The following is a 19584-nucleotide window of genomic DNA, read 5'->3' as shown; positions in this document are numbered from 1 at the left end:
ATACAGCGTACCTCAACAAGCCGAGTTAAGATTTCAGTCTATTTGCTAATCCTGCTACTACATTGCCCCTCGATTGCCACTTACTTTGATTCTTTCAACTAAAAAGTCGACTGCGGCTTTTACTTTTGGGACTAAGTAGCGCTGTTTTTGATACAACAAATAAACAGCCATGTCAGCGTTTTGCGTGATAGCTAAGGGATGGTCAAAATGGAGCTCAAGCAACTCACCGGACTCAAGATAAGACGCTAAGGCCCATCGAGTCGACATTAGAATTCCTTCACCAGCGCAGGCTTTTTTTGCCAGCCATGAGCCATTATTCGATATCGCTATCGCAGGCCCTGAAACATCATGCCATTGGCCGTTAATATTACATAACCAAGGGGTTGGCCCAGACGGCGCTTTGAAATACAGACCATTGTGATTCTTTAAGGCCATCGCATTGTTTGGCGTTCCGTGTTTCTCAATATAACTTGCTGAAGCGACAGGGATAAAACCATTGTCCATCAGTCGTATCGCAATAACGCGTTCGTTTGGCGCATAGCCACCACGGATCGCAATATCAACATCATCACGTCCGAGTGTTGATAATTCGTCACTCAAGCTGATATCTAAGACTATTTCGGGAAATAAAGCGCTGAACTCGTCTAGCAATGGAAGGACTATCTTTTCGCCAAAACCCACCATTGAGCTGATACGCAAGCTTCCCATTGGCGTTGTTTGATAACTACGAACTGTTTCATTGCTTTGCTCGAGTTGATTGAGTATTTGCTGTACGTCCTTGTAGTAAATTTGACCGACCTCTGTCAGTTTTACGATTCGGGTTGAGCGTTTTAGCAAGGTCGCTCCTAAACTCTTTTCTAGGTCTGCCACTCGTCTAGATAAGGATGATGGTGGCACATTGAACGCTTTCGCGGCTTTGGTAAAACTGCCGGTTTCGACAACTTTACAGAAATAACGTATTGCTCGCAGTTGGTCCATCGCCGTGCTCCGTGAAATCAATAGTTGACAATAATCGATCTATTATTGTCTTTAAAACAATAGTGATTCGCATTTTCCCTTATATATAACTAATTTTAAACAGGTAATAATGGTTTCAACTTAACATTGTGACTTGCACCTCGGTGTCACAGGTTAAATACAGTTCTTAAATTGCCGGTAAGTTCGCGGCTTTTTACAAGCGTCACTTTAATGATGGAAAACTGAATTATGATTGCTTTGCACGGTTTTGCCGCTAGCAACTATTACAACCTAGTGAAACATGTACTTTTATACAAAGAGCTGCCGTTTCAAGAAAAGCTAGTTTACGGCGGTAGTGAGGCCTTACTTGCTATCAGTCCCGCGGGCAAAGTGCCGGTGATCACAACGCTTGAAGGTCTACATATTTCAGAGTCGAGTGTTATCTGTGATTATCTTGAAGATACCTACACTAGTAAGCCCTTATACCCTGAACAGCCTGCGCAACGTGCTCATGTTCGGCAAATAATGAAAATAGCCGAGCTGTATTTTGAACTGCCAAGCCGGCGACTTTTACCCTATGCATTTTCCGGAACTCCCGTCCCCGAAAGCGTAGCTGTTGAAGTTCGCCAAGTGCTTAACCGCGGCATAACCGCCTTAAGTCGTTTGTGCCAGTTTTCACCTTGGGTTGCCGGCAAACAGTTTTCCATGGCTGACATTTACCTTTATCACGTAAACACAATCGTTAGCTCAATGGGAGTCAGTCAACTTAACTGGGACGTGCTTGCAGAGGTAGCCGGTATGAAACAGTGGAATGAATCCATGAGCCAATCTGCAATAGCGCAAAGCGTAGAGGCCGATCGACGAGCCAACATGCCAGAGTTTATTCGACAGCTTAAAGCAAAGTCTTAACTTGAAAATGCAAGCTAGTCTTTAGCTAAAAACGACCAATTCGAACACCAGAATGACGATCAATATATGGCCAATACCTAAGTTATTGGTTTAAAAATTAATTTGCAGGAGCAAGATCAAATGACAGATACAAATATTCAACTAACTTCAACCATCAGCGAAGACAATAAGCTAACATTAGCCTTACAAAGCGTCGATGTACCTCAACCTAGTGCCGACGAAGTAGTTATTCGCATTGAAGCTGCGCCATTAAATCCCTCTGACTTGGGCGTGATGTTTAGCGCGGCTGATATGACAACCGCCACCCAAACCGGCACCGACCAAAGCCCAGCCATTTCTGCCGATGTTCCAGCCCAGTTTATGCCAGCACTGAAAACGCGAGTTGGTAAAGCAACGCCGGTTGGTAATGAGGGTGCAGGTACAGTTGTAGCTGCTGGCGCATCACCTGCAGCGCAAGCGCTACTGGGTAAGACAGTTGCTGTGATTGGTGGTGGAACTTATCGTCAATTTGTTTGTGCCAATGTACAAAGCTGCTTGGAGTTAAAAGAAGGTACAACAGCCAAAGAAGGCGCGTCTTCTTTTGTTAACCCGCTTACCGCATTAGCAATGGTTGCAACCATGCGCGCTGAAGGCCATAAAGCCATTATCCATGCCGCGGCGGCATCTAATTTGGGGCAAATGTTGAACCGCATTTGTATTGCTGATGGTGTCGATCTAATTAACATTGTTCGTAAAGCGGAACAAGAAACCTTGCTGCGTGATATGGGGGCAAAATATGTAGTTAACTCTAGTAGTGATACCTTCCTTGCTGATTTAACGGCGGCAATCATTGAAACAGGGGCAACCATTGCATTTGATCCCATCGGTGGTGGTCAATTAACCAGTGATATTCTTAATTGCATGGAAGTTGCTGCCGCTCGCGACATGAAAGAGCACAGCGTTTATGGCTCAGATACCTTCAAACAAGTGTACATTTATGGCGCATTAGACCGAGGTCCAATTACGCTAAACCGTAATTTCGGTTTTGCTTGGGGTGTTAATGGATTTTTACTGTTTAATGCGCTAGGTAAGTTAGGTACAGAGACTGTGGTAGCCATGCGTCAACGAATTGCAAATGAAATCAGCACCACATTTGCGAGCCATTACACGCATGAAGTGTCATTGGCAGAAGCCTTAAAACTACAATCGATAGCAGCCTATGCCAAACAGGCTACCGGTGAGAAGTACTTAATCACACCTCAGAAGTAATGGCTGGTTAGTTTAAAGAGTTAAAGCAGATAGCGAGTAGCACTATCTGCTTTTTTTATGCCGAATAGGCAACAAGGAGGCTGTTCGGATTCAACTTGAGAAAAACCGAGTAGCTAATCAACTAAACCCAAGTCATTGAGTCGAAGCGATACCTTGTCAGCCCAAGCTTGACTAAGAAATACGGTTAATTAAGGTCTTAAGTTCTCGCATGGGAGTTGGCTCATCGTCAAAGAAATTCTGCATTCTTAACAAGGTTAAGCCATCGTATCCCGGCTCTCGGCTTAAGGCTCGCGCCATTTGCTTCCAACCTTGCTCGCTGTACAATTCACCTGCCAAGGCGTTTTCGCCCATGAGTGATACCTGGCATTCTTCAGCAGCGTCGGCCATCCAAGCGACCAAGTCTGCCGCGCGTGAATAACCTTCGTAGTCTTTGTTGATCATCTCTAAGCAAGTGAAGTGAATAGCGGCACGAGCGCGCTTCCCTTCAGGCAACAAGGATTTAAGTAAACCTACGTATTCATGCTGATTGGTGCAGTTTAAGGTTGGATGTACTGCAATTAATCCAGCCGTAATTTCCGCTGTTCGAGGTAATTCTGGATCGCTAACTACCCAATGTATCCCGGGAACCTTAATTCCAATCGGTACTTGACCAAATGATTCATCATCAAACACTTGTAAGGCGTTTTCAAATATACGTCTGCCATGTGCAACAAGGGCTTTGTGATACCAAGTTAAAAACTCTCGAGCCCAAGCATTATGAATATAACGCTTATGGCTAAATAACCACTCAGCATCTGGGATTTCTGCTTGTTCAAAGCTGTTCCAAGTGTATCCAAAGCTAGCGTTAAGCTCTGCAATATTATGAAACTTCTGCTTTAGGTAGTTCAGCCAATCTAACTTAGCCAAACGGCTGTAACACTGGAGCGTTCCTCGATTGGGATAGTTCCCCCAATCATGCGAATTATAGCTAGGGTAACGTAACTCTCCTGCAGGGCCTAAACTGACATTGATCTCATCCATTAATCCAGCTTGGTTGATGAAGTGTTGTTTAAATGCTTCCATAAATCGCTGGTAATAAGGCATTACAAATTCGTCGGCCCACAGCGATACGTACTCCATCGAAGCGTCACCGGTTTCTGATACGTACTGTAGATCTTGTACCGAATTTAGCTGATCATTGCTTTCAAGTAGACGGCCCCATAGCCACAAAGGAATGGCCTGCATATAGTCGTCATTTACATTTCCACCGGCTTGGTGGAACGATAAAATGGGCACCCATTGTAAGCCTAAGCGTTGTAGTAAAGTCACAACCCGATCGTAATAGCTCCAATCAAACTTACCAGGCTTATCACCTTCGACTAAACCCCACCAAATGTCAGTTGAAATGGCTGTGACCCCAATACTACGTAACTGGCGCAACTGTTCTTCAAATTGCTTCCAGTTTTCTTCATCTAGCAATTGTTTTTGGTTTGCAACTTTTAGGTGTAAAGGTCCCATCACTCGGAACTGCTTTTTACCCAGTTGTTTGGTTTCACTAACTTGATACTTAAATTTGTTAAGTTGAGATAAACGGCTTTTTACGATGGATTGCTCATTGAGCAGCGACATATCGTTAAAAATCCAACCGTCAAACCCACCACCGTGTAATACCGAGTGGTAGAGTTGATCCCAACCTGGGTGGCTAGACAAGGCTTGAGAATGGGCATTTTGCACCAAGGCAGGAACTTTCAAGGTACGTATAGCACCTAACAAGGCTTGGTTAATGCGTGCTGCGTGGCTAGATTCTGCGCCACTGGCAATCACTAATAAACGACCATTGGCCTGAGTATTCCAATAGCTTAGCTGATCCAATTGGTAATCGAACTGCTGCGTGCGGTCTAACCACGGTTGTGGGTTTATTCCGGTTAAGCATCCGAGCCATGCATGCTCGCTAGCACTCGATTCTGGCATGGGTAAGTTCAAGGCTAATTGACAATTGGACCAGTCCTCAAGCAAATTCCTCTGCGCCTGCGCCAGCATTGTTCCCACGTATTTACGCCAGTTATGGGCATACCATTGACTAAATTCAGTAAGGCAAAGGCTTAATTGCTTAGATTGATAATCAGTAGTTAGTTTATCTCCAAGTTGTTCTTGCCAGCGCTTTTCATCACGTAACTGCCATGCGTTTAACCACGCATCTAAGGAGCCATACTGAAGTGTCATGTCGTTTGCGAGTGCTGATAAGGCCGAGGGGCTAAAGCTCTGGTAGATGGGCATAGCGTCGCGTTCTGCCCAGGGGTAGCAGGCATCACCATTTGGGCCTAATCCAAGCAAAATAGTATTGCAATGCTGCGCGTAGTCACGCATATGATTGGCAAAGTGCGCTATCCACTGACCCAAGACATCGCTTAAGCCGGATTGTGCCCACAGACTTGGACTTTGAGTCGTATCGAGGCCAAATTGGTTTACATACTTAATCGCATCAGGAGTTTGGTTTTCGGGTAAATTGCTCAACATTGAACCCCAAAACCAATCGGGCAAACGTTGTTCAACGCCTTCCTGAGTATCAGCCGAGAAAAACAATTGATACTGCAACTTAAAGCCATGAGATAGCAAATGATCAGACAAGCGCTGTAACGACGACCAACTACTCGCTTGGTCTAATTGTTGCGCACTAAATGGAGCGATATAACGCCAATGAACCGGCACTATGAGAGCATCTATGCCATTTTGGCGAAGTTTACGCAGTTGTGGAGACAAGCCCTGAAGCTGGGCTTTACTACAAGAGGCGGCGTACTGTGCAAGCGGCAAAGAACCCTTTACCCAAGCTTTGCGCACTGTAATTGGATTTGCCATGTTTAGCTTACTCTAAAGAAACTGCGCTAGTTATCCCTAGTCCGCGAGGTAATAGCAAGTCTGCAAAGCTTTTCAGCTCAAAGAAAGGTGATCTGCGTCACACTTTTTGGGTTGGGCACCGCACGATTAGGGGAAAATCTGCAGCTCAGTCTAGAGATGGAGCAGTCACAAGATTCACAACAACACGAGGTTCATGTGTACCCAATTAAGCACCGTTTAACAGGGTCTCGGCATCGCAAAACGCGCTTGAATGAAGACCAACGCAAGCGGCGTTCATCATTTTGAGCTGTCAACATTATGGGGTCTTGTTATTTCGTTTCTAATACGTTTTTGGACAAAAGTTTGTTAGGGCATTCGCTTATTTGAAAGCGTTTCGGATTAACGAAAGTATAGAAGAATCAGGGGCAGCGTTCCGCATAACGGGCTTTAAAAGATTTGGCTAGCGAGTGAAGCCAAACTTTTAAAGTCCATGCGTTTGTTATGTGTGCCACTCGGTAATTCGTTTCTTTGAATTTTGATCAAAGCCTGACCTAGCAGTATTAATGATGATATGATCACTTCCGTGACTGGATCGTAGTCCCCAGAGATGAGCAGACCTACACATTACCAATAGAATTTCACCTTTAAGCGCTTTGGGTATCAATGTATATCTTAGGTAGTTTTGCGCAGCCCAAGCACTGGGTAAGCAACTTGCTATTCTTTCTACGTTGTCCATGCTCTTTGAAGCATATGGAATAAGGTTTATTACTGCGAGCTGCTTACTTGCTAACTTTACGTCTCCACCAAACAGGCTATTTGCTCTTTGTGAAAACCATTGCCTCCAGCCATTTAGTTCATAAGGATATGGTTGGTCCCCATTTAGTTGCCTCATAAGCTTTTCACGATTGAGACTGCATGCAACCGCATCTAAGGAAGGGTCATCCACACTTGGGTTTGCATAACAGAGAATGATTTTTGCTGTTTTAAGTGGGCCGAAAAATGGCCCCGGAGGAAAACTGTAGTTTAGATCTGACTTGTGATAATGCTTTAACTCAGCAAGTACCGTTTTATCATCGGGGTGAATGTGTTTTTCACCTGATTCGACTTCTTTCCAAAATTCAAAAATGCTCATTTAACTCACTTCAGGTCCATATGGCACATAACGCCGCAACACAAAGCAACCTGCGTATTGGCTACCAACCGGTTTGTGTTTACCGGCGATCTTTCATTGCCTTGTTATGCGCTAGCCATTTAATTGCCAGCTTTCATTACCTTGACAGTCATGCTCTTTAATAAGCTGCTGCTCGATGTCATTTATATTCTCAGATTCAGAGATGTTGCAAAGGAAGGATAAAGTGATTCTATGGCCACAACGAGTAGCTTCAGTTAAGGCACGATGCACTTTTCTATAGCCTTCGGGATTTGACTTCCGATATGGTTGATTTTGTAGAAGGCGGCGAACATTTCGCTTGTAGTGCCTCTTAGGCCTTTTACTACCACCTTTGGCTTTGCCTACATAGCAACCAGTAAGGGCACCATCTTCGCCATGGATTTCCCACATGTAGATTAGTGCCTTGCCTTCATTTACTTTATTATTGAGAGTTTGAAATTCCATATATCGCATAACAGCTTCTTAAGAGGAAAAGCGCATTGTTTAAACAAGAGATTTTTCCTCTTGTCATTGAATTAAAAAAGATTATCACCTTTTCTAAGCTATATCAGCCGCCTAGCTCTAAAGTAACAAAAAAATCAGCATAAAAGGATGCAAGCTCTTGTGGAAAGGAGGAATTGCAAATCATCTCTGTGTACTCATAGGAGGTTTGCCCATAAAATATGGGTGCATAGGTTTATTAGGAATAGAGCAGAGGGAACTGTAACAGGTAATGAGGCACAAATTTGCTTGACCACACACGGGCTGAACGCCAAGCACGCTTTCAACCCCGTTGGTGGCTCTTTTTTGCTTACCGAAGAGTTAGCTCTTAGGTGCAAGCAAAGGCAACAGATGCTCAGTGAACAGCGTCACCCTATCTTTAGGTCGTGGTACAAAGCGCGATGTGATTGCCACCACCACCTCATCTTTTGGCAAGATAAACAATGCGTTACCTCCGTCACCCAGAGCGCAATAGCCATTGTTTTCGGTTTCGGTTTCGGTTTCGGTTTCGGGCATCATCCACCATAGGTAGCCGTATCGCCTTTCACCCCAGCGACTCTGCTCTGAAGTGCTCTGTTGTATCCAAGCTCTTGACAGTAAGCGTTGCTCATCCCAGCATCCCTTGCCCAGGTAAAGGCTAGCAAGCTTTATCAGGTCAGACGTGCTTAATACAAGCCCCCAACCAGGGGTATTAGCACCGCACGGGTCTGCAACCCAACCGCGCTCAGATGCACCTCGAGTAAATTCGAGGTGTTGCTGACGATCGCTTAAGGTGATGTTCTCTACCGGCGCGATACCAAGCGGAGCAAACAAATGTTGATTCGCGAAATCCGCCACCCTTTGCCCAGTGGCTGTACTTAACACCCCTGATAAGACGTGCAACGCGGGTGTAGTGTACTTAAACTGTCCCACCTCGCCCTTACCCCCAAGAAGATCCAGTGACGCCAATGTCCAATCGCGGCTTGAGTAGACGCGCGCATACGGCTCATTCTTAAACTTGTACGGCGCAGTCATGCTTAGCAGGTCCTTAAGCCGAAGGCACGGTAGTGTTTTCTCGCCGCGTTTTAGTGAGTAGTCGGGAAAAAAATCTAAGATTGGCTGCTCAACGCTCTTGATATGTCCTTGTTTAAGCGCAACACCAAACAGCATAGAGGTAATACTTTTTGTTACTGAAGATAGGTGTATGGGTGTTTGGCTTGAAAAACCTGGGGCGTAATATTCAAACCCCACTTTGCCGCTCCGGATAGCGATCAATCCAGTGATATTTGAGTATTGGGAGCTAAGCAAACCCTTCATGAATTCATTGATGTCGTTCATCGTGGTTTCTCATTCTGTTGCCAATTAGGTCGAAGGCTAATCAAAAAATTTTGTAAATGGAACAACAAAGGCAGGTGCCGAGGCTTTCATTTTAATTCCAAGGGGGTCGATCACAATAATTTAGAAATGAAAATTGACATTAGATATTCAAAAGCTGAGTGGACCGAGAACGTCATATCTTGAATCGTCTTTTAGGATGCTTTGTCATGGAGCTTCATAATGGTAAGAATCCACATACATTCTCTAGGTATGAGAAAAAGTATGTAAATGGAAGGTGAATAGTAGAGATAGATCATCTGAGCTAGCTGATATTGGGGCATAAACGTGTCAGTACGCCCAAACCCGTTTTTGGACAAAAATGAGTTACGTTGTTAGTTCAAATACAGGCGGATCGGATTAGATTAAGTACGGTTGGATCGGAGTTAACGCCGCATTAAGCGGACTAAAATAGTGGGTTATAATGTGTAGCGAAGCGGAACCTAACCCACTGTTTTAGTTCCGTTTAAATGCCTTGTTAAATTTCGTTCAGCGTTTATTACCACTTTCAGAAATTTGAGCTAAAAATTCAGGGATAAACATTACAAGCTGAGACAACGGTATAACATCTAACTTATCGCCATGAAATGTTGAAGTTATTGCCTTTTGAGATTCATCTAAATACTCTAAAATCTGGTTCCACTTTTCTTTCAAATCAGGATCTTGATTATGAATATGACGATATTTATGTTGACCATTTACAATATTGGCTAGATAAACATCGATTCTCTCTCCATTCACATTTTCATCTAATACTCTTCCGGCACCTACATAACTAGCAAATATGGACTCTATTTCGTTTATTTCAGACAAAAAATTCATTGCAACAGCGACATTATCAATAAAAGGGATTCCTTGTCCTGATGGCTTATCTGAAATCTCTTTTTCATCTGATATATCAATTACATGTTCAGGTAAAAAGATTATGCTCTGACCATGTTCAATAAAGTTTTGCTCATCCGAGCATACGGGAATACTGTCTAATGTCCCTTCATAGTACGGTCCATTTTTCTTATTTAATATAACCCACATCCTTTCCGCAGATATGTCACCCAGCTCATCATCTTCTGGCACGCTAATTTCAAAGGGTAATTTAACTAAAGTCCCCTCTTTAATATTTCTGCGATACTCTTCAGAAGGCATATCAAAAGTTTCTGGAGTTCTATGATGCTGAGCTAACCCACTTAATAGGTGATAACCATCTAAATCTAAAGTTGCTAATCTCAGTTCTTCAAAACTTTCTGATACTTGATGAACTATGTTAGTAAAATCTGGTTTTTTTCCAATCTCTGGAGCTTTATGTAACGGTTCCTTATAAATAGCTCTAAGTAATGTTTCCAGACTACTATCTAAAGCTTTATCATCTCGCATATCAATTGCATAGATACCTAGAAAGTGTGGCGGGATTGAACAGTTTTCACCAGCACTAAATTCACCATCTCTTATCAGGGGTATAAATTTTTCGCGTTGAATTCCTGAAGCTATTTGCCCACTTATTATTTGTTGCTCATAGCCTACACCACCCATTCGACTAGTAGATTTTTGATTGTAATTAGTAGTGCAAATTATAATTACATGATCACTAGTGGTCGCTTCTTGTTCCATAAATTGAGTAAGACTTTGCCCTGGAGCTACATGCCACTGATCTAATCGAGCATCAATACCATTTTTAATTAATCTTTCTGATAATTCACGAACCCATGTTTTATGTTCTTCTGAATCCCACGAATATGAAACGAATACTTTTGGATTACTCAATATATCTCCTAGAAATTTAACGCTAAGTAGGCCGCACATGCGGCCTATCCCGTTCAATGAGCGCGCGGCCTATCACAAAAAACATGACCTTCATCACATTCGCTCATCAATTAATGATTTGATATTAACCCATTGTCTACCTTAGTTTTTTACTCGGCATCAATCAATCGTCGATCCATTTCTTTCATTGATTGCTTTGACAAATGACGCAAACGAAACTAGAAACACTGTGCAAATAAACAGCCAAAAAGTGCGCAAACCAAGAAAGCTAAACTAATTCTAAAATTCGTTCGTTATCAACTAGCAAAGTCGAGAAGCAAAACCATTAGTATTGGTATGGGAAGAGCCATTGCTGACAGGGGAGTTCATAAGAAGGCGCAACACATTTTGGGGCATAAATAAGTTAGACGTCTCGAGCCCATTAGCAAAACCACTATTATGGGTGTCTTGTTATTTTTTGCTGATTAGGAATGTGTTGTCGGGGAGACTTAACTACGCTTTAATTTAAAGCGCAACTGAGTTAACGATGTAAAGACTTAGCTAAGCATTACTTGGATAGTAGGCCCCTAAGATAGCTTCTGAACTCGCACCGGTGACTTCCGGTACATTGCCGGGTTTATTGGCTAGGTATTGCTGAGCAAGCCAAGCAAAGGCGCTGGCTTCAACCCATTGCGGGTCAATGCCAAGGGTGGCAATGTCATCGACACTGAAGTTTGGTAGATAATCGCTGATGAGTTCCAATAGTAAGGGGTTGTTGGCACCGCCGCCGCAAACATAGATATCGCCGGGGCTAAAGGGGGCGAGAGCATCTGCGATGCTCTTGGCTGTTAAATGATACAAGGTGCGCTGTACATCTTGGGGTGCATAGTCGTGGTTTGTTAGTCGGCTTTGCAACCATTGTGGATTAAACAGTTCTCTACCGGTACTTTTAGGAGCCTCGCGTTGAAAGTAGGGCTCTTGCATCAGCTTAGTGAGTAGCTCGTCGATAAGCTGGCCTTGGCGTCCCCATAATCCAGCGCTGTCATAGTAGCCTTCGCTTTGGTGGCTGCGATACCAATAGTCGAGCAGGGTATTGGCTGGACCGGTATCAAAACCAAGCAAGGGCTGGCTTGCGCTAAGCACCGTAACATTCGCGATACCGCCAAGATTTAGTACGTAGCGATTGCGCTCGCTAATGGTGTCAAGCAATGCCCGATGAAAGGCGGGTACTAAGGGGGCGCCTTCGCCGCCACGTGCCATATCCGCATTGCGAAAATCGGCAATAACCGGGATTTGGCTAAAGGCTGCTAAATGAGCTGGGCTACCAATTTGCATGCTGTAGCCAAGCTCTGGAAAGTGACGAATGGTTTGACCGTGACAGCCGATAGCCTTGATATCACCGGCCTCTAAACCACTTTGTTCAAGCAATACTTTTGCTAGTTGCGCATAAAGCTTGGCTAACTCGACGTTGCTCCAAGCAATATTTGCTACTTCATTCTCTGCCGGACTGCACAGCAAGTTTAAGCGCTGCGCGAGTGGCTTTGGGAAATCAACACTGGCAGCAGCGTGGATCTCAAAGCTGCTGGCATCTGCAGTGTTGTTGTCAAAGCGCAATATCACCCCATCGACGCCGTCAATGCTGGTACCCGACATCATGCCCATGACATAAACTGTCATTGGCGCATTGCCAGCATAATCCGTTTACTACTCTCTAGTCGCTCCATTTCTTGCTTAGCAAGAACAACGAAGGCGTCACGTTCATCGCCAGCCAAGGGTTTGTTCTCGGGTAGTTTTACCGTACGTGGGTTGCGATGCGCACCGTTTACAAGAAATTCATAGTGTAAATGTGGGCCAGTAACGCGGCCGGTTGCACCCACAGTGCCAATTATTTGTCCTTGTTTGACTCGCTGACCTTTTTTCACCTTACGTTTGTTTAGGTGTAAATACTTAGTGACATACTGGGAGCTATGTTGGATGAACACATAGTTGCCATTAAATTTGCTATAGGCCGAGGCTATCACCTTGCCATCACCAGAGCTTTGCACTGGGGTGCCGGTGCGCGCAGCGTAGTCGATACCATTGTGGGCTTTCACTTTACCGGTTACTGGATGTAAACGGCGCGGATTAAAGTTAGAGCTAATATAGTTAAAGGCAACTGGAGCGCGTAAAAAGGCTTTACGCATCGACAGGCCTTCTGGCGTGTAATAATCACCATCGCTGTGGCGCACCGCTTGGAACACTTCGCCTTGGTTAATAAATTCGGCAGCAATGATTTCGCCATTGCCAATGGCTTCCCCCATGGAGTAGCGCTTTTCAAACCAAACTGTAAATTGGTCTCCTTTGCGAATATCTAAGGCGAAATCAACGTCCCATCCAAAAATCCCCGCCAAATCCATGATTTGGCCTTGGCTTAGGTTCGACTCAATCCCCGCATTCCAAAAGCTTGAGCTGATTTCACCGTGGGCAAAGTCGTGGCGAATTTCAACATCTAGCGCATCGATAGCGACGCTAAAATTGTTGGCAGAGTCGCGTGCGATACGTAAAGTTTTTTCGCGTGAAAGTTTGAATTCTATCTTTTGCAGTAAATTATCAACATCAACCCAAATATCAACGATATTTCCGGGACGCAGCCTACGCAGCTGCTGCGCTTCCCCTCCAAGCTGGTCAATTGCATACAGTTGTTTAGCGCTAAGGCCTGCTCGTTTAAACAACAGCGCCAAACTATCGCCCGATTTCACCTCAAGACTATGCTTAGTCCATTGCTGGGTATTGTCACTGTTAAGTTGTTTCTCACTAAGCGGGATACTTTGAATATTTAATGACAGGGGATAGCGTTGACCGATTAGTAGTTCATCGCTTAGGCTCTCGCCAATAATGTCTTTATGGTCTGCTGAGGGCGGATTAGATGTTTTATCAGAGCTAGCAATGGCTTCACTTGACTGTTGCATCGGGAAAAAAAATAGCAGCGCAAGTAGCGAAGCACAGAGAACCGCGAGCAATCGACGGCGGTATTTGGACACGAAACTCAAGAACCAATCCTTTAGGGGTAAGGTAGACGCGGCTATTTTAGCAAATTTGCAGCAGATACCTAGCCCTAGCTGAAAATCACGGTAAGTAACGAATGTTTGCTCATTTGCAAGGCAAGCTTGCTTGTTTTTGGTTCAGTGAACAATTTAGAAGATATTTAGTTTTAACAATGATCAATATAAACAATGGTTTACACTGATAGTTTTGTTGGCACATATATTTCATCTATAGCGATGGGTTAGTTTCCAATCCTTAAGCTTTGCTTGCGTCTACAGTGTTTGTAGGCGCTTTTTTTTGCGAAAAATATCGGCTTGCTCACAAAGACTACGCACCCCAAGCAGGGTTCTAGGGGTAAGGCGGTGCAGGTAATCGGGATTTACGTGAATAAACTGTTGCTGCTGCACAGCGTTTAGCTGCGGATAACGTTGCCAATAAATGGGGTCGTTACTGATGATGAGCTCAGGGTTTTCAAGTAATAAGAACTCCCAAGACAAGATAGGGTAACTAACCGGAGTTGTATCAACGATGTTCTGTAGACCACATATTTCTAGTTGCTGATTCATCCAAGAGCTGGGGGCGAAACTCATTAAGGGGTCAACTGAAATCGGAAAAAACACCGTTAGTGGCTGTTGTTGGCTATATTGCTGGCGCAATTGCTGCAACTCCCGCTCAAACTCTTGTGCGCCTTGTTCAGCCTCGTGTTCATGGTTTAAACGTTTACCCAAGCTGCGAAGGGTTTGAGGCAGCTGATCTAAGCGGCCTTCTTGTGCGCTAAAGCTAGCAATTCCAAGTGCGGAAAGCCGATTTAATTGTTGCTTGGAATTACCCGATGCCCAAGTAAGAACTAAATCAGGCTTTAGTGACAAAATTACTTCGATATTAATACTATGGTAGTTGCCGACAATCGGTAAGTTTAGGGCATCATCGGGATAGTCGCTGCCTTCAATCACGCCAACTAAAGTATCTCCAGCACCAATGGCATAAACTAACTCAGTAAGACTCGGCGACAGTGTGATGACACGTAGCGGCTCAGCTTGCGTGTTACAACTAACGAGGAGCAGGCCAACGGCTTGGATTAGCTGGTTAAAGTAGCGCAATCCGCATCCCATAAATGGTGCCCATTAAAACAAGGTAAGTGAGTCCGAGTAGCTGCAAGCGTAAGCTGAAAAAGCTTAGTTGCTTAGCTGTCGGCGTCACTCCTAGTGGACCAAATTTTGCGAAATCGTGGCGAGTACTGTCATAAAAACGTGGGCCGCCAATCTCGCAGTTCAACCAACTGGCCTGCAGGGCTAAAAGTTGTCCTGAGGCAGGGTAGGGCCAACGAAACCCGGTTTTTAAGGCGCGCAGATTTTGACGAAAACTGCCGTATATACACCCTAACAGTGCAATCACTTGCAGAACTGGCCACGCTAAAGTTCTTTGTGACCACATTGCAGCTTTTCCAAATTGTTGGTATTGCAGGTGCTTGGTATTCCATTGTTGCTGGACACAATAGACTAAACTGTAAGCTAAGGCTGCCCAAATACCCAGTACAGCAAACCAAAATAGAGGGACAAACCATCCATAAGCGCAGCGCAGTATCAACATTTCTAGACTGGCTTTAACCACGCCTACTTCAGTAAGCTTAGATGTGTCACGAAGCAACAAGGGCCCTAGCGTTAGTCGTGCTTGCCGATGATCAGGAAGTTGTTGGCTAATTTGATGGACGCTGTTTAATGTGGGGCGAGCACTGATCAAAAAATACAATAAAACGGCATGGTAGAGTTCAGGCTCCAAGACTAATTCTTGCAATACCCAAAGGCATGTCCAGGGCAAAGCCACACAGACAAAAAGCCCCGCGCCACCTGCAATACGCTGTTGACGAGGGCCGTTGTCTGGACGGTTAACTTTGTCACTTAAGCGCTGCGCAAAAATCTGCAGGCCCTGTAACGGATGCCAACTCCAACCTAAAGGCAGAACCATCTCTAGGACAATTGCTGCTAAAGGAAACAAAAACAATAAGCCAATCCCTGGCTCTAAGCTATCAAACATGCTTAGAGCTTCGCGATTAGCGCTTGTACTTGCTGACTACTATGTACTGCTGCGGTTTCTAGAAACTCGTCAAAAGATTGGGGTGACTCAGTACCTGCGATATCTGAAAGTGCACGAATGACCACAAATGGCACGCTGGCCAAATGGCAAACTTGTGCAATAGCTGCAGCCTCCATATCGACCGCCAACATGCTCGGAAAATCTTGGCGTAATTTTGCGATACGTGTTGGCTCGCAAATAAAGCTGTCACCACTGCAAATAAGCCCAGCTTTACTCTTATGAGCACCATTAACTTCGATGCTTTGTTTCGCTAGTTCCAATAACCGCGGATCGGCTATGTAGGCCGCAGGATTACTTGGTAATTGTCCAAGTTCGTATCCAAAGGCGGTTACGTCTGCGTCGTGGTGGCGAACTTCACTAGAAATGACCACATCACCTACTTTAAGTTCGCTGTCAAAGCCGCCAGCGGAACCGGTATTAATCACGTATTGTGGTTGATAACGTTGGATTAAGGTACTTGTAGCAATCGCTGCTGCTACTTTACCAATTCCGGAACGGGTGAGAACTACGTCTACACCGTTGAGTTGGCCACTATAAAACTCACAGCCAGCAAAACTATAGTCCTGACGGCCACTTAGTAAGTCACGCAAAATGGCAACTTCTTGTTCCATCGCTCCAATAATTGCAATAGTCATTCGGGATCCTAAATGTTTAGCTTAAATGTCACGATAGTAAACGTTTTGAGTTTTGCGATGAGTAAACCCGCGGCGTACATAAAACTCTTTGGCTTGCTCGCGTTTCTCGTTCACGCGCACTCGTATCTCGCTGATCCCGCGACTACGAGCCCAGTTTTTACACGAGTTCATTAAATTTCGGCCATGGCCTTGGTTTTGGTGATCTTGGTCGATAACTATGCCGGCGATTTCAGCAAAAGGCAGTGAGCCCAGGCGTAGTGCAATAATGACATGCACCCAAGCAATCACATCGCCATGCTCATCTTCAAGCACGTAAGCTTGGTGATCGTCACGTTCCAGTATGTGGTGAATATTAGCTAAGGTACTGTTGGTGTTCAGAGAGACGCCAAGCTGTGACGTTAAACGTGATACTGCAACCGCGTCGCTTGCATTAATAGGTCTTGTTTTCATCTAATTCCTCGTTAGTTTACCGGCCGCTGTCAGCACTCGTGGAACTTAGAATGAAGAACAAAATAGTGCTGTGGCAGGTCATGGAACCAGTCTAATAGGCTATTCTAGCTAGGGCAAGCTTTGTGCCGCATATAAAAAAGCCCGCTACTAAGCGGGCTTGAACGACCAATGCAGCAGTTTAAGGCCAGATAACCAAACTAAATAGCTTTTTACCACGTTTTATAATGGTGTATTTGCCATGTAATGCTTGCTCACTGTTCAAACTAGCCTCGGTATCACTGTTCTTCTCACCATTAATCGCAACTGCGTTGTTTTTAATAAACTCGCGCGCCATTTTGTTCGATTTTGCTAATTCGGTTTGAGTGAGAATCTCGACCAAGGAGGCACTGCTTTGCTCAAGTTTAAAGCTAGGCAAGCCGTCGAGGGCTAATTGCGTCAGGTCAGACTCGGTTAACGAATTTAACTCACCTGAGAACAATGCTTGGGTAATACGCTGGGCTGATACTAAACCTTCTTCACCGTGCACAATGCGAGTAACTTCTGTTGCCAGAATACCTTGTGCTTCGGGACGACCTTGCGCTTGAGCATCGCGCTCTTCAATCGCTTGGATCTCTTCAACTGACAAAAAGGTAAACATGCGTAAAAACTTGTAAACGTCAGCGTCAGCACTGTTAATCCAGAACTGGTAAAAGCCATACGGCGAGGTGCGTGCTGGATCTAGCCAAATTGTACCGCTCTCGGTTTTACCAAATTTGGTGCCATCCGATTTTGTGACCAGTGGAAGCGTGAGTCCAAACACTTGCTTTCGGTGCATACGGCGGGTTAAATCGATACCACCGGTGATATTGCCCCATTGATCTGAACCACCAATTTGCAAGCTACAATCTTCCGCTTCACTTAAGGCGGCAAAGTCGTAGCTTTGCAAAAGCATGTAACTGAATTCTGTAAATGAAATACCAGAGCCTTCGCGCTCAATACGTTGCTTTACCGACTCTTTTTGAATCATAGCGTTAACGCTGAAGTGCTTACCGACATCGCGTAAAAACGTAATCATGTCAATTTTGCCAATCCAGTCGAGATTGTTAACGACTTTGGCTGAACTTACGGAGTCATCAAAATTGACGAACTGACTGACTTGGGTTTTGATTTTGCTTACCCAGTTTTCTACAACATCGTCAGTGTTAAGCTTGCGCTCTGCGGCTTTGAAGCTTGGATCACCAATTAAACCGGTTGCACCACCAACCAAAGCGAGAGGGCGATGACCGGCCTGTTGAAAGCGGCGCAACGTTAGTAGCGGAACCAAACTACCAATATGTAACGAGTCTGCGGTTGGATCGAAGCCACAATACAAAGTCCGGCTGCCACTATTGAGGTGCTCGGCTAGCTCGTCATCAGCCGTGCATTGTGCAACTAAGCCTCGAGCTTTGAGATCGTCTAATAGGGAGTTGGAAACTGTCATAATAATACCTGTATTGTGAATGCCACAGTCGAAAAAAGGAGCTCGATTCTACACTGACACGCCAATGATTACCAAGTATTAGCAGTAGTAAGGAGTAACAAACGAGCGGTTTTGGCTTTGAGTTAGGCTTGAGTTTTAGTTGTGCAGGTCGAAGCGATAAATGCTGGCTCGCTTCGACGGTATACACGCACTCAAATTAGTCCTAGTCTTGAACTTTCCAGTTCAAGGTTTGTTCGGCAAAAAATGGCACAATGCTATGCTCGCCTAAGGCGATTGAGGCTGGCATTTTCCATGCTTCTCGAACCAAGGTAATACGTGAGTCATTTTCTGGTAACCCATAAAACGCTGCGCCATGTTGGCTGGCAAATCCTTGTAGTTTGTCGATTGCACCGATTTCATCAAAGATATGCGCGTACAACTCAATAGCCGCAGGTGCCGAATAACAACCGGCGCAACCACAAGAATTTTCTTTTAAATGGCGTAAATGCGGCGCAGAGTCAGTGCCTAGGAAAAAACGCTGGTGCCCACTTTTCACGACTTCTTGCAGCGCTTGTTGATGGCTTTGCCTTTTTAATATGGGTAAACAAAAGTTGTGCGGACGCACGCCACCGACTAACAAATGGTTACGGTTGTACATTAAATGTTGTGGCGTGATCGTTGCGCCAACATTATCTGATGCGGCTAACACAAACTGGGCAGCGTCGGCGGTAGTGATGTGTTCAAAGACAATTTTAAGCTGCGTATAGCGCTGGGTTAAGGCTTGCATGTGTTGGTCTATAAATGCTTTCTCACGGTCAAAAATATCAACCTCGTCATGGGTGACTTCACCATGAACTAACAGCAATAAACCTAGCTCAGCCATACGCTCAAATACAGGTGCCAGGGCGTCTAAGTCGGTGACACCGTGAGCTGAATTAGTCGTAGCGTTAGCAGGGTACAATTTAAAGGCTTTAATAAAACCGCTGGCTGCTGCCGCATCTACGTCGGCGACGCTAGTGTCGTCGGTTAAATAAAGGGTCATTAGCGGTTCAAAATTGTAGCCTTGAGTGTGAGCCATAATGCGTTGGCGATAGGCTAAAGCCATTTCTACCTTACTAACCGGGGGCGACAAATTAGGCATCACTATTGCGCGTCCAAAGTGGCGCGCTGTTGCGGGTGCTACTTCGGCGAGAACATCACCATCACGAAAATGAATATGCCAGTCATCTGGACGGATAATACTAAGTGTTTGGCTCATGCTTGCTCCTTGAAAT

The 19584-nt window shown here is 44.8% G+C and carries 16 protein-coding genes; 2 read left to right on the top strand and 14 right to left on the bottom strand.

Annotated elements, in window-relative coordinates:
* Positions 1-57: 57 nt before the first annotated feature.
* Entirely contained in the window at positions 58-978 is a 921-nt protein-coding gene (locus DBZ36_RS15785; protein WP_120355918.1) for a LysR family transcriptional regulator, read from the bottom strand.
* A 228-nt stretch (positions 979-1206) separates the two neighbouring features.
* Here DBZ36_RS15785 and DBZ36_RS15780 point away from each other — a divergent pair, with 228 nt between their 5' ends.
* On the top strand, positions 1207-1866 hold the full coding sequence (locus DBZ36_RS15780; protein ID WP_120355917.1) for a glutathione S-transferase family protein: 660 nt from the start codon (positions 1207-1209) through the stop codon (positions 1864-1866).
* A gap of 120 nt (positions 1867-1986) precedes the next feature.
* Entirely contained in the window at positions 1987-3114 is a 1128-nt protein-coding gene (locus tag DBZ36_RS15775; protein WP_120355916.1) for a zinc-binding dehydrogenase, read from the top strand.
* A 171-nt stretch (positions 3115-3285) separates the two neighbouring features.
* Here DBZ36_RS15775 and DBZ36_RS15770 read toward each other — a convergent pair whose 3' ends face one another.
* From DBZ36_RS15770 to pyrC, 13 genes are all read right to left on the bottom strand, one after another.
* Entirely contained in the window at positions 3286-5949 is a 2664-nt protein-coding gene (locus tag DBZ36_RS15770) for a family 14 glycosylhydrolase (RefSeq protein ID WP_120355915.1), read from the bottom strand.
* A gap of 478 nt (positions 5950-6427) precedes the next feature.
* Complete coding sequence (locus DBZ36_RS15765; protein ID WP_120355914.1) at positions 6428-7060, bottom strand: hypothetical protein; 633 nt, start codon at positions 7058-7060, stop codon at positions 6428-6430.
* Positions 7061-7171: 111 nt separating this feature from the next.
* Positions 7172-7552 carry a hypothetical protein gene (locus DBZ36_RS15760; protein WP_199711893.1) on the bottom strand — a complete coding sequence of 127 codons (381 nt, stop codon included), beginning with the start codon at positions 7550-7552 and terminating at the stop codon, positions 7172-7174.
* A 348-nt stretch (positions 7553-7900) separates the two neighbouring features.
* Positions 7901-8896: a serine hydrolase domain-containing protein gene (locus DBZ36_RS15755; RefSeq protein WP_120355913.1), complete on the bottom strand. Its 996-nt coding sequence runs from the start codon at positions 8894-8896 to the stop codon at positions 7901-7903.
* A gap of 525 nt (positions 8897-9421) precedes the next feature.
* Positions 9422-10690: a toll/interleukin-1 receptor domain-containing protein gene (locus DBZ36_RS15750; protein WP_158589125.1), complete on the bottom strand. Its 1269-nt coding sequence runs from the start codon at positions 10688-10690 to the stop codon at positions 9422-9424.
* A 540-nt stretch (positions 10691-11230) separates the two neighbouring features.
* Complete coding sequence (locus DBZ36_RS15745; protein WP_120355911.1) at positions 11231-12346, bottom strand: anhydro-N-acetylmuramic acid kinase; 1116 nt, start codon at positions 12344-12346, stop codon at positions 11231-11233.
* On the bottom strand, positions 12343-13698 hold the full coding sequence (locus DBZ36_RS15740; protein WP_407641492.1) for a peptidoglycan DD-metalloendopeptidase family protein: 1356 nt from the start codon (positions 13696-13698) through the stop codon (positions 12343-12345). Before DBZ36_RS15740 ends, DBZ36_RS15745 begins: the two co-directional genes overlap by 4 nt.
* A gap of 267 nt (positions 13699-13965) precedes the next feature.
* Positions 13966-14793 (bottom strand): cobalamin-binding protein, encoded by an 828-nt coding sequence (locus tag DBZ36_RS15735; protein ID WP_158589124.1) that lies wholly within the window; start codon positions 14791-14793, stop codon positions 13966-13968.
* Positions 14780-15727, bottom strand: a complete 948-nt coding sequence (locus DBZ36_RS15730) for a cobalamin biosynthesis protein CobD/CbiB (protein ID WP_120355909.1) — start codon at positions 15725-15727, stop codon at positions 14780-14782. The genes DBZ36_RS15735 and DBZ36_RS15730 overlap by 14 nt, the downstream gene beginning before the upstream one ends.
* Positions 15728-15729: 2 nt before the next feature.
* Positions 15730-16422 carry a 5'-methylthioadenosine/S-adenosylhomocysteine nucleosidase gene (gene mtnN, locus DBZ36_RS15725; RefSeq protein WP_120355908.1) on the bottom strand — a complete coding sequence of 231 codons (693 nt, stop codon included), beginning with the start codon at positions 16420-16422 and terminating at the stop codon, positions 15730-15732.
* A gap of 21 nt (positions 16423-16443) precedes the next feature.
* Positions 16444-16872 carry a GNAT family N-acetyltransferase gene (locus tag DBZ36_RS15720; protein WP_120355907.1) on the bottom strand — a complete coding sequence of 143 codons (429 nt, stop codon included), beginning with the start codon at positions 16870-16872 and terminating at the stop codon, positions 16444-16446.
* A gap of 178 nt (positions 16873-17050) precedes the next feature.
* Positions 17051-18331 (bottom strand): tyrosine--tRNA ligase, encoded by a 1281-nt coding sequence (gene tyrS / locus DBZ36_RS15715; RefSeq protein ID WP_120355906.1) that lies wholly within the window; start codon positions 18329-18331, stop codon positions 17051-17053.
* A gap of 202 nt (positions 18332-18533) precedes the next feature.
* Positions 18534-19568 (bottom strand): dihydroorotase, encoded by a 1035-nt coding sequence (pyrC, locus tag DBZ36_RS15710; protein ID WP_120355905.1) that lies wholly within the window; start codon positions 19566-19568, stop codon positions 18534-18536.
* Between the last annotated feature and the right edge of the window lie 16 nt (positions 19569-19584).

This window comes from Alginatibacterium sediminis (genome assembly GCF_003610775.1).
Classification (GTDB): domain Bacteria; phylum Pseudomonadota; class Gammaproteobacteria; order Enterobacterales; family Celerinatantimonadaceae; genus Alginatibacterium; species Alginatibacterium sediminis.
Note: the sequence above shows the minus strand (reverse complement) of the source record. Positions and strands in the feature narration are given on the sequence as shown.

Bases quoted from the DNA above. Each gene is read 5' to 3' on its own strand.
- DBZ36_RS15785 (WP_120355918.1), bottom strand. From the start codon at position 978: ATGGACCAACTGCGAGCAATACGTTATTTCTGTAAAGTTGTCGAAACC.
- DBZ36_RS15780 (WP_120355917.1), top strand. From the start codon at position 1,207: ATGATTGCTTTGCACGGTTTTGCCGCTAGCAACTATTACAACCTAGTG.
- DBZ36_RS15775 (WP_120355916.1), top strand. From the start codon at position 1,987: ATGACAGATACAAATATTCAACTAACTTCAACCATCAGCGAAGACAAT.
- DBZ36_RS15770 (WP_120355915.1), bottom strand. From the start codon at position 5,949: ATGGCAAATCCAATTACAGTGCGCAAAGCTTGGGTAAAGGGTTCTTTG.
- DBZ36_RS15765 (WP_120355914.1), bottom strand. From the start codon at position 7,060: ATGAGCATTTTTGAATTTTGGAAAGAAGTCGAATCAGGTGAAAAACAC.
- DBZ36_RS15760 (WP_199711893.1), bottom strand. From the start codon at position 7,552: ATGCGATATATGGAATTTCAAACTCTCAATAATAAAGTAAATGAAGGC.
- DBZ36_RS15755 (WP_120355913.1), bottom strand. From the start codon at position 8,896: ATGAACGACATCAATGAATTCATGAAGGGTTTGCTTAGCTCCCAATAC.
- DBZ36_RS15745 (WP_120355911.1), bottom strand. From the start codon at position 12,346: ATGACAGTTTATGTCATGGGCATGATGTCGGGTACCAGCATTGACGGC.
- DBZ36_RS15730 (WP_120355909.1), bottom strand. From the start codon at position 15,727: ATGTTTGATAGCTTAGAGCCAGGGATTGGCTTATTGTTTTTGTTTCCT.
- mtnN (WP_120355908.1), bottom strand. From the start codon at position 16,422: ATGACTATTGCAATTATTGGAGCGATGGAACAAGAAGTTGCCATTTTG.
- DBZ36_RS15720 (WP_120355907.1), bottom strand. From the start codon at position 16,872: ATGAAAACAAGACCTATTAATGCAAGCGACGCGGTTGCAGTATCACGT.
- tyrS (WP_120355906.1), bottom strand. From the start codon at position 18,331: ATGACAGTTTCCAACTCCCTATTAGACGATCTCAAAGCTCGAGGCTTA.
- pyrC (WP_120355905.1), bottom strand. From the start codon at position 19,568: ATGAGCCAAACACTTAGTATTATCCGTCCAGATGACTGGCATATTCAT.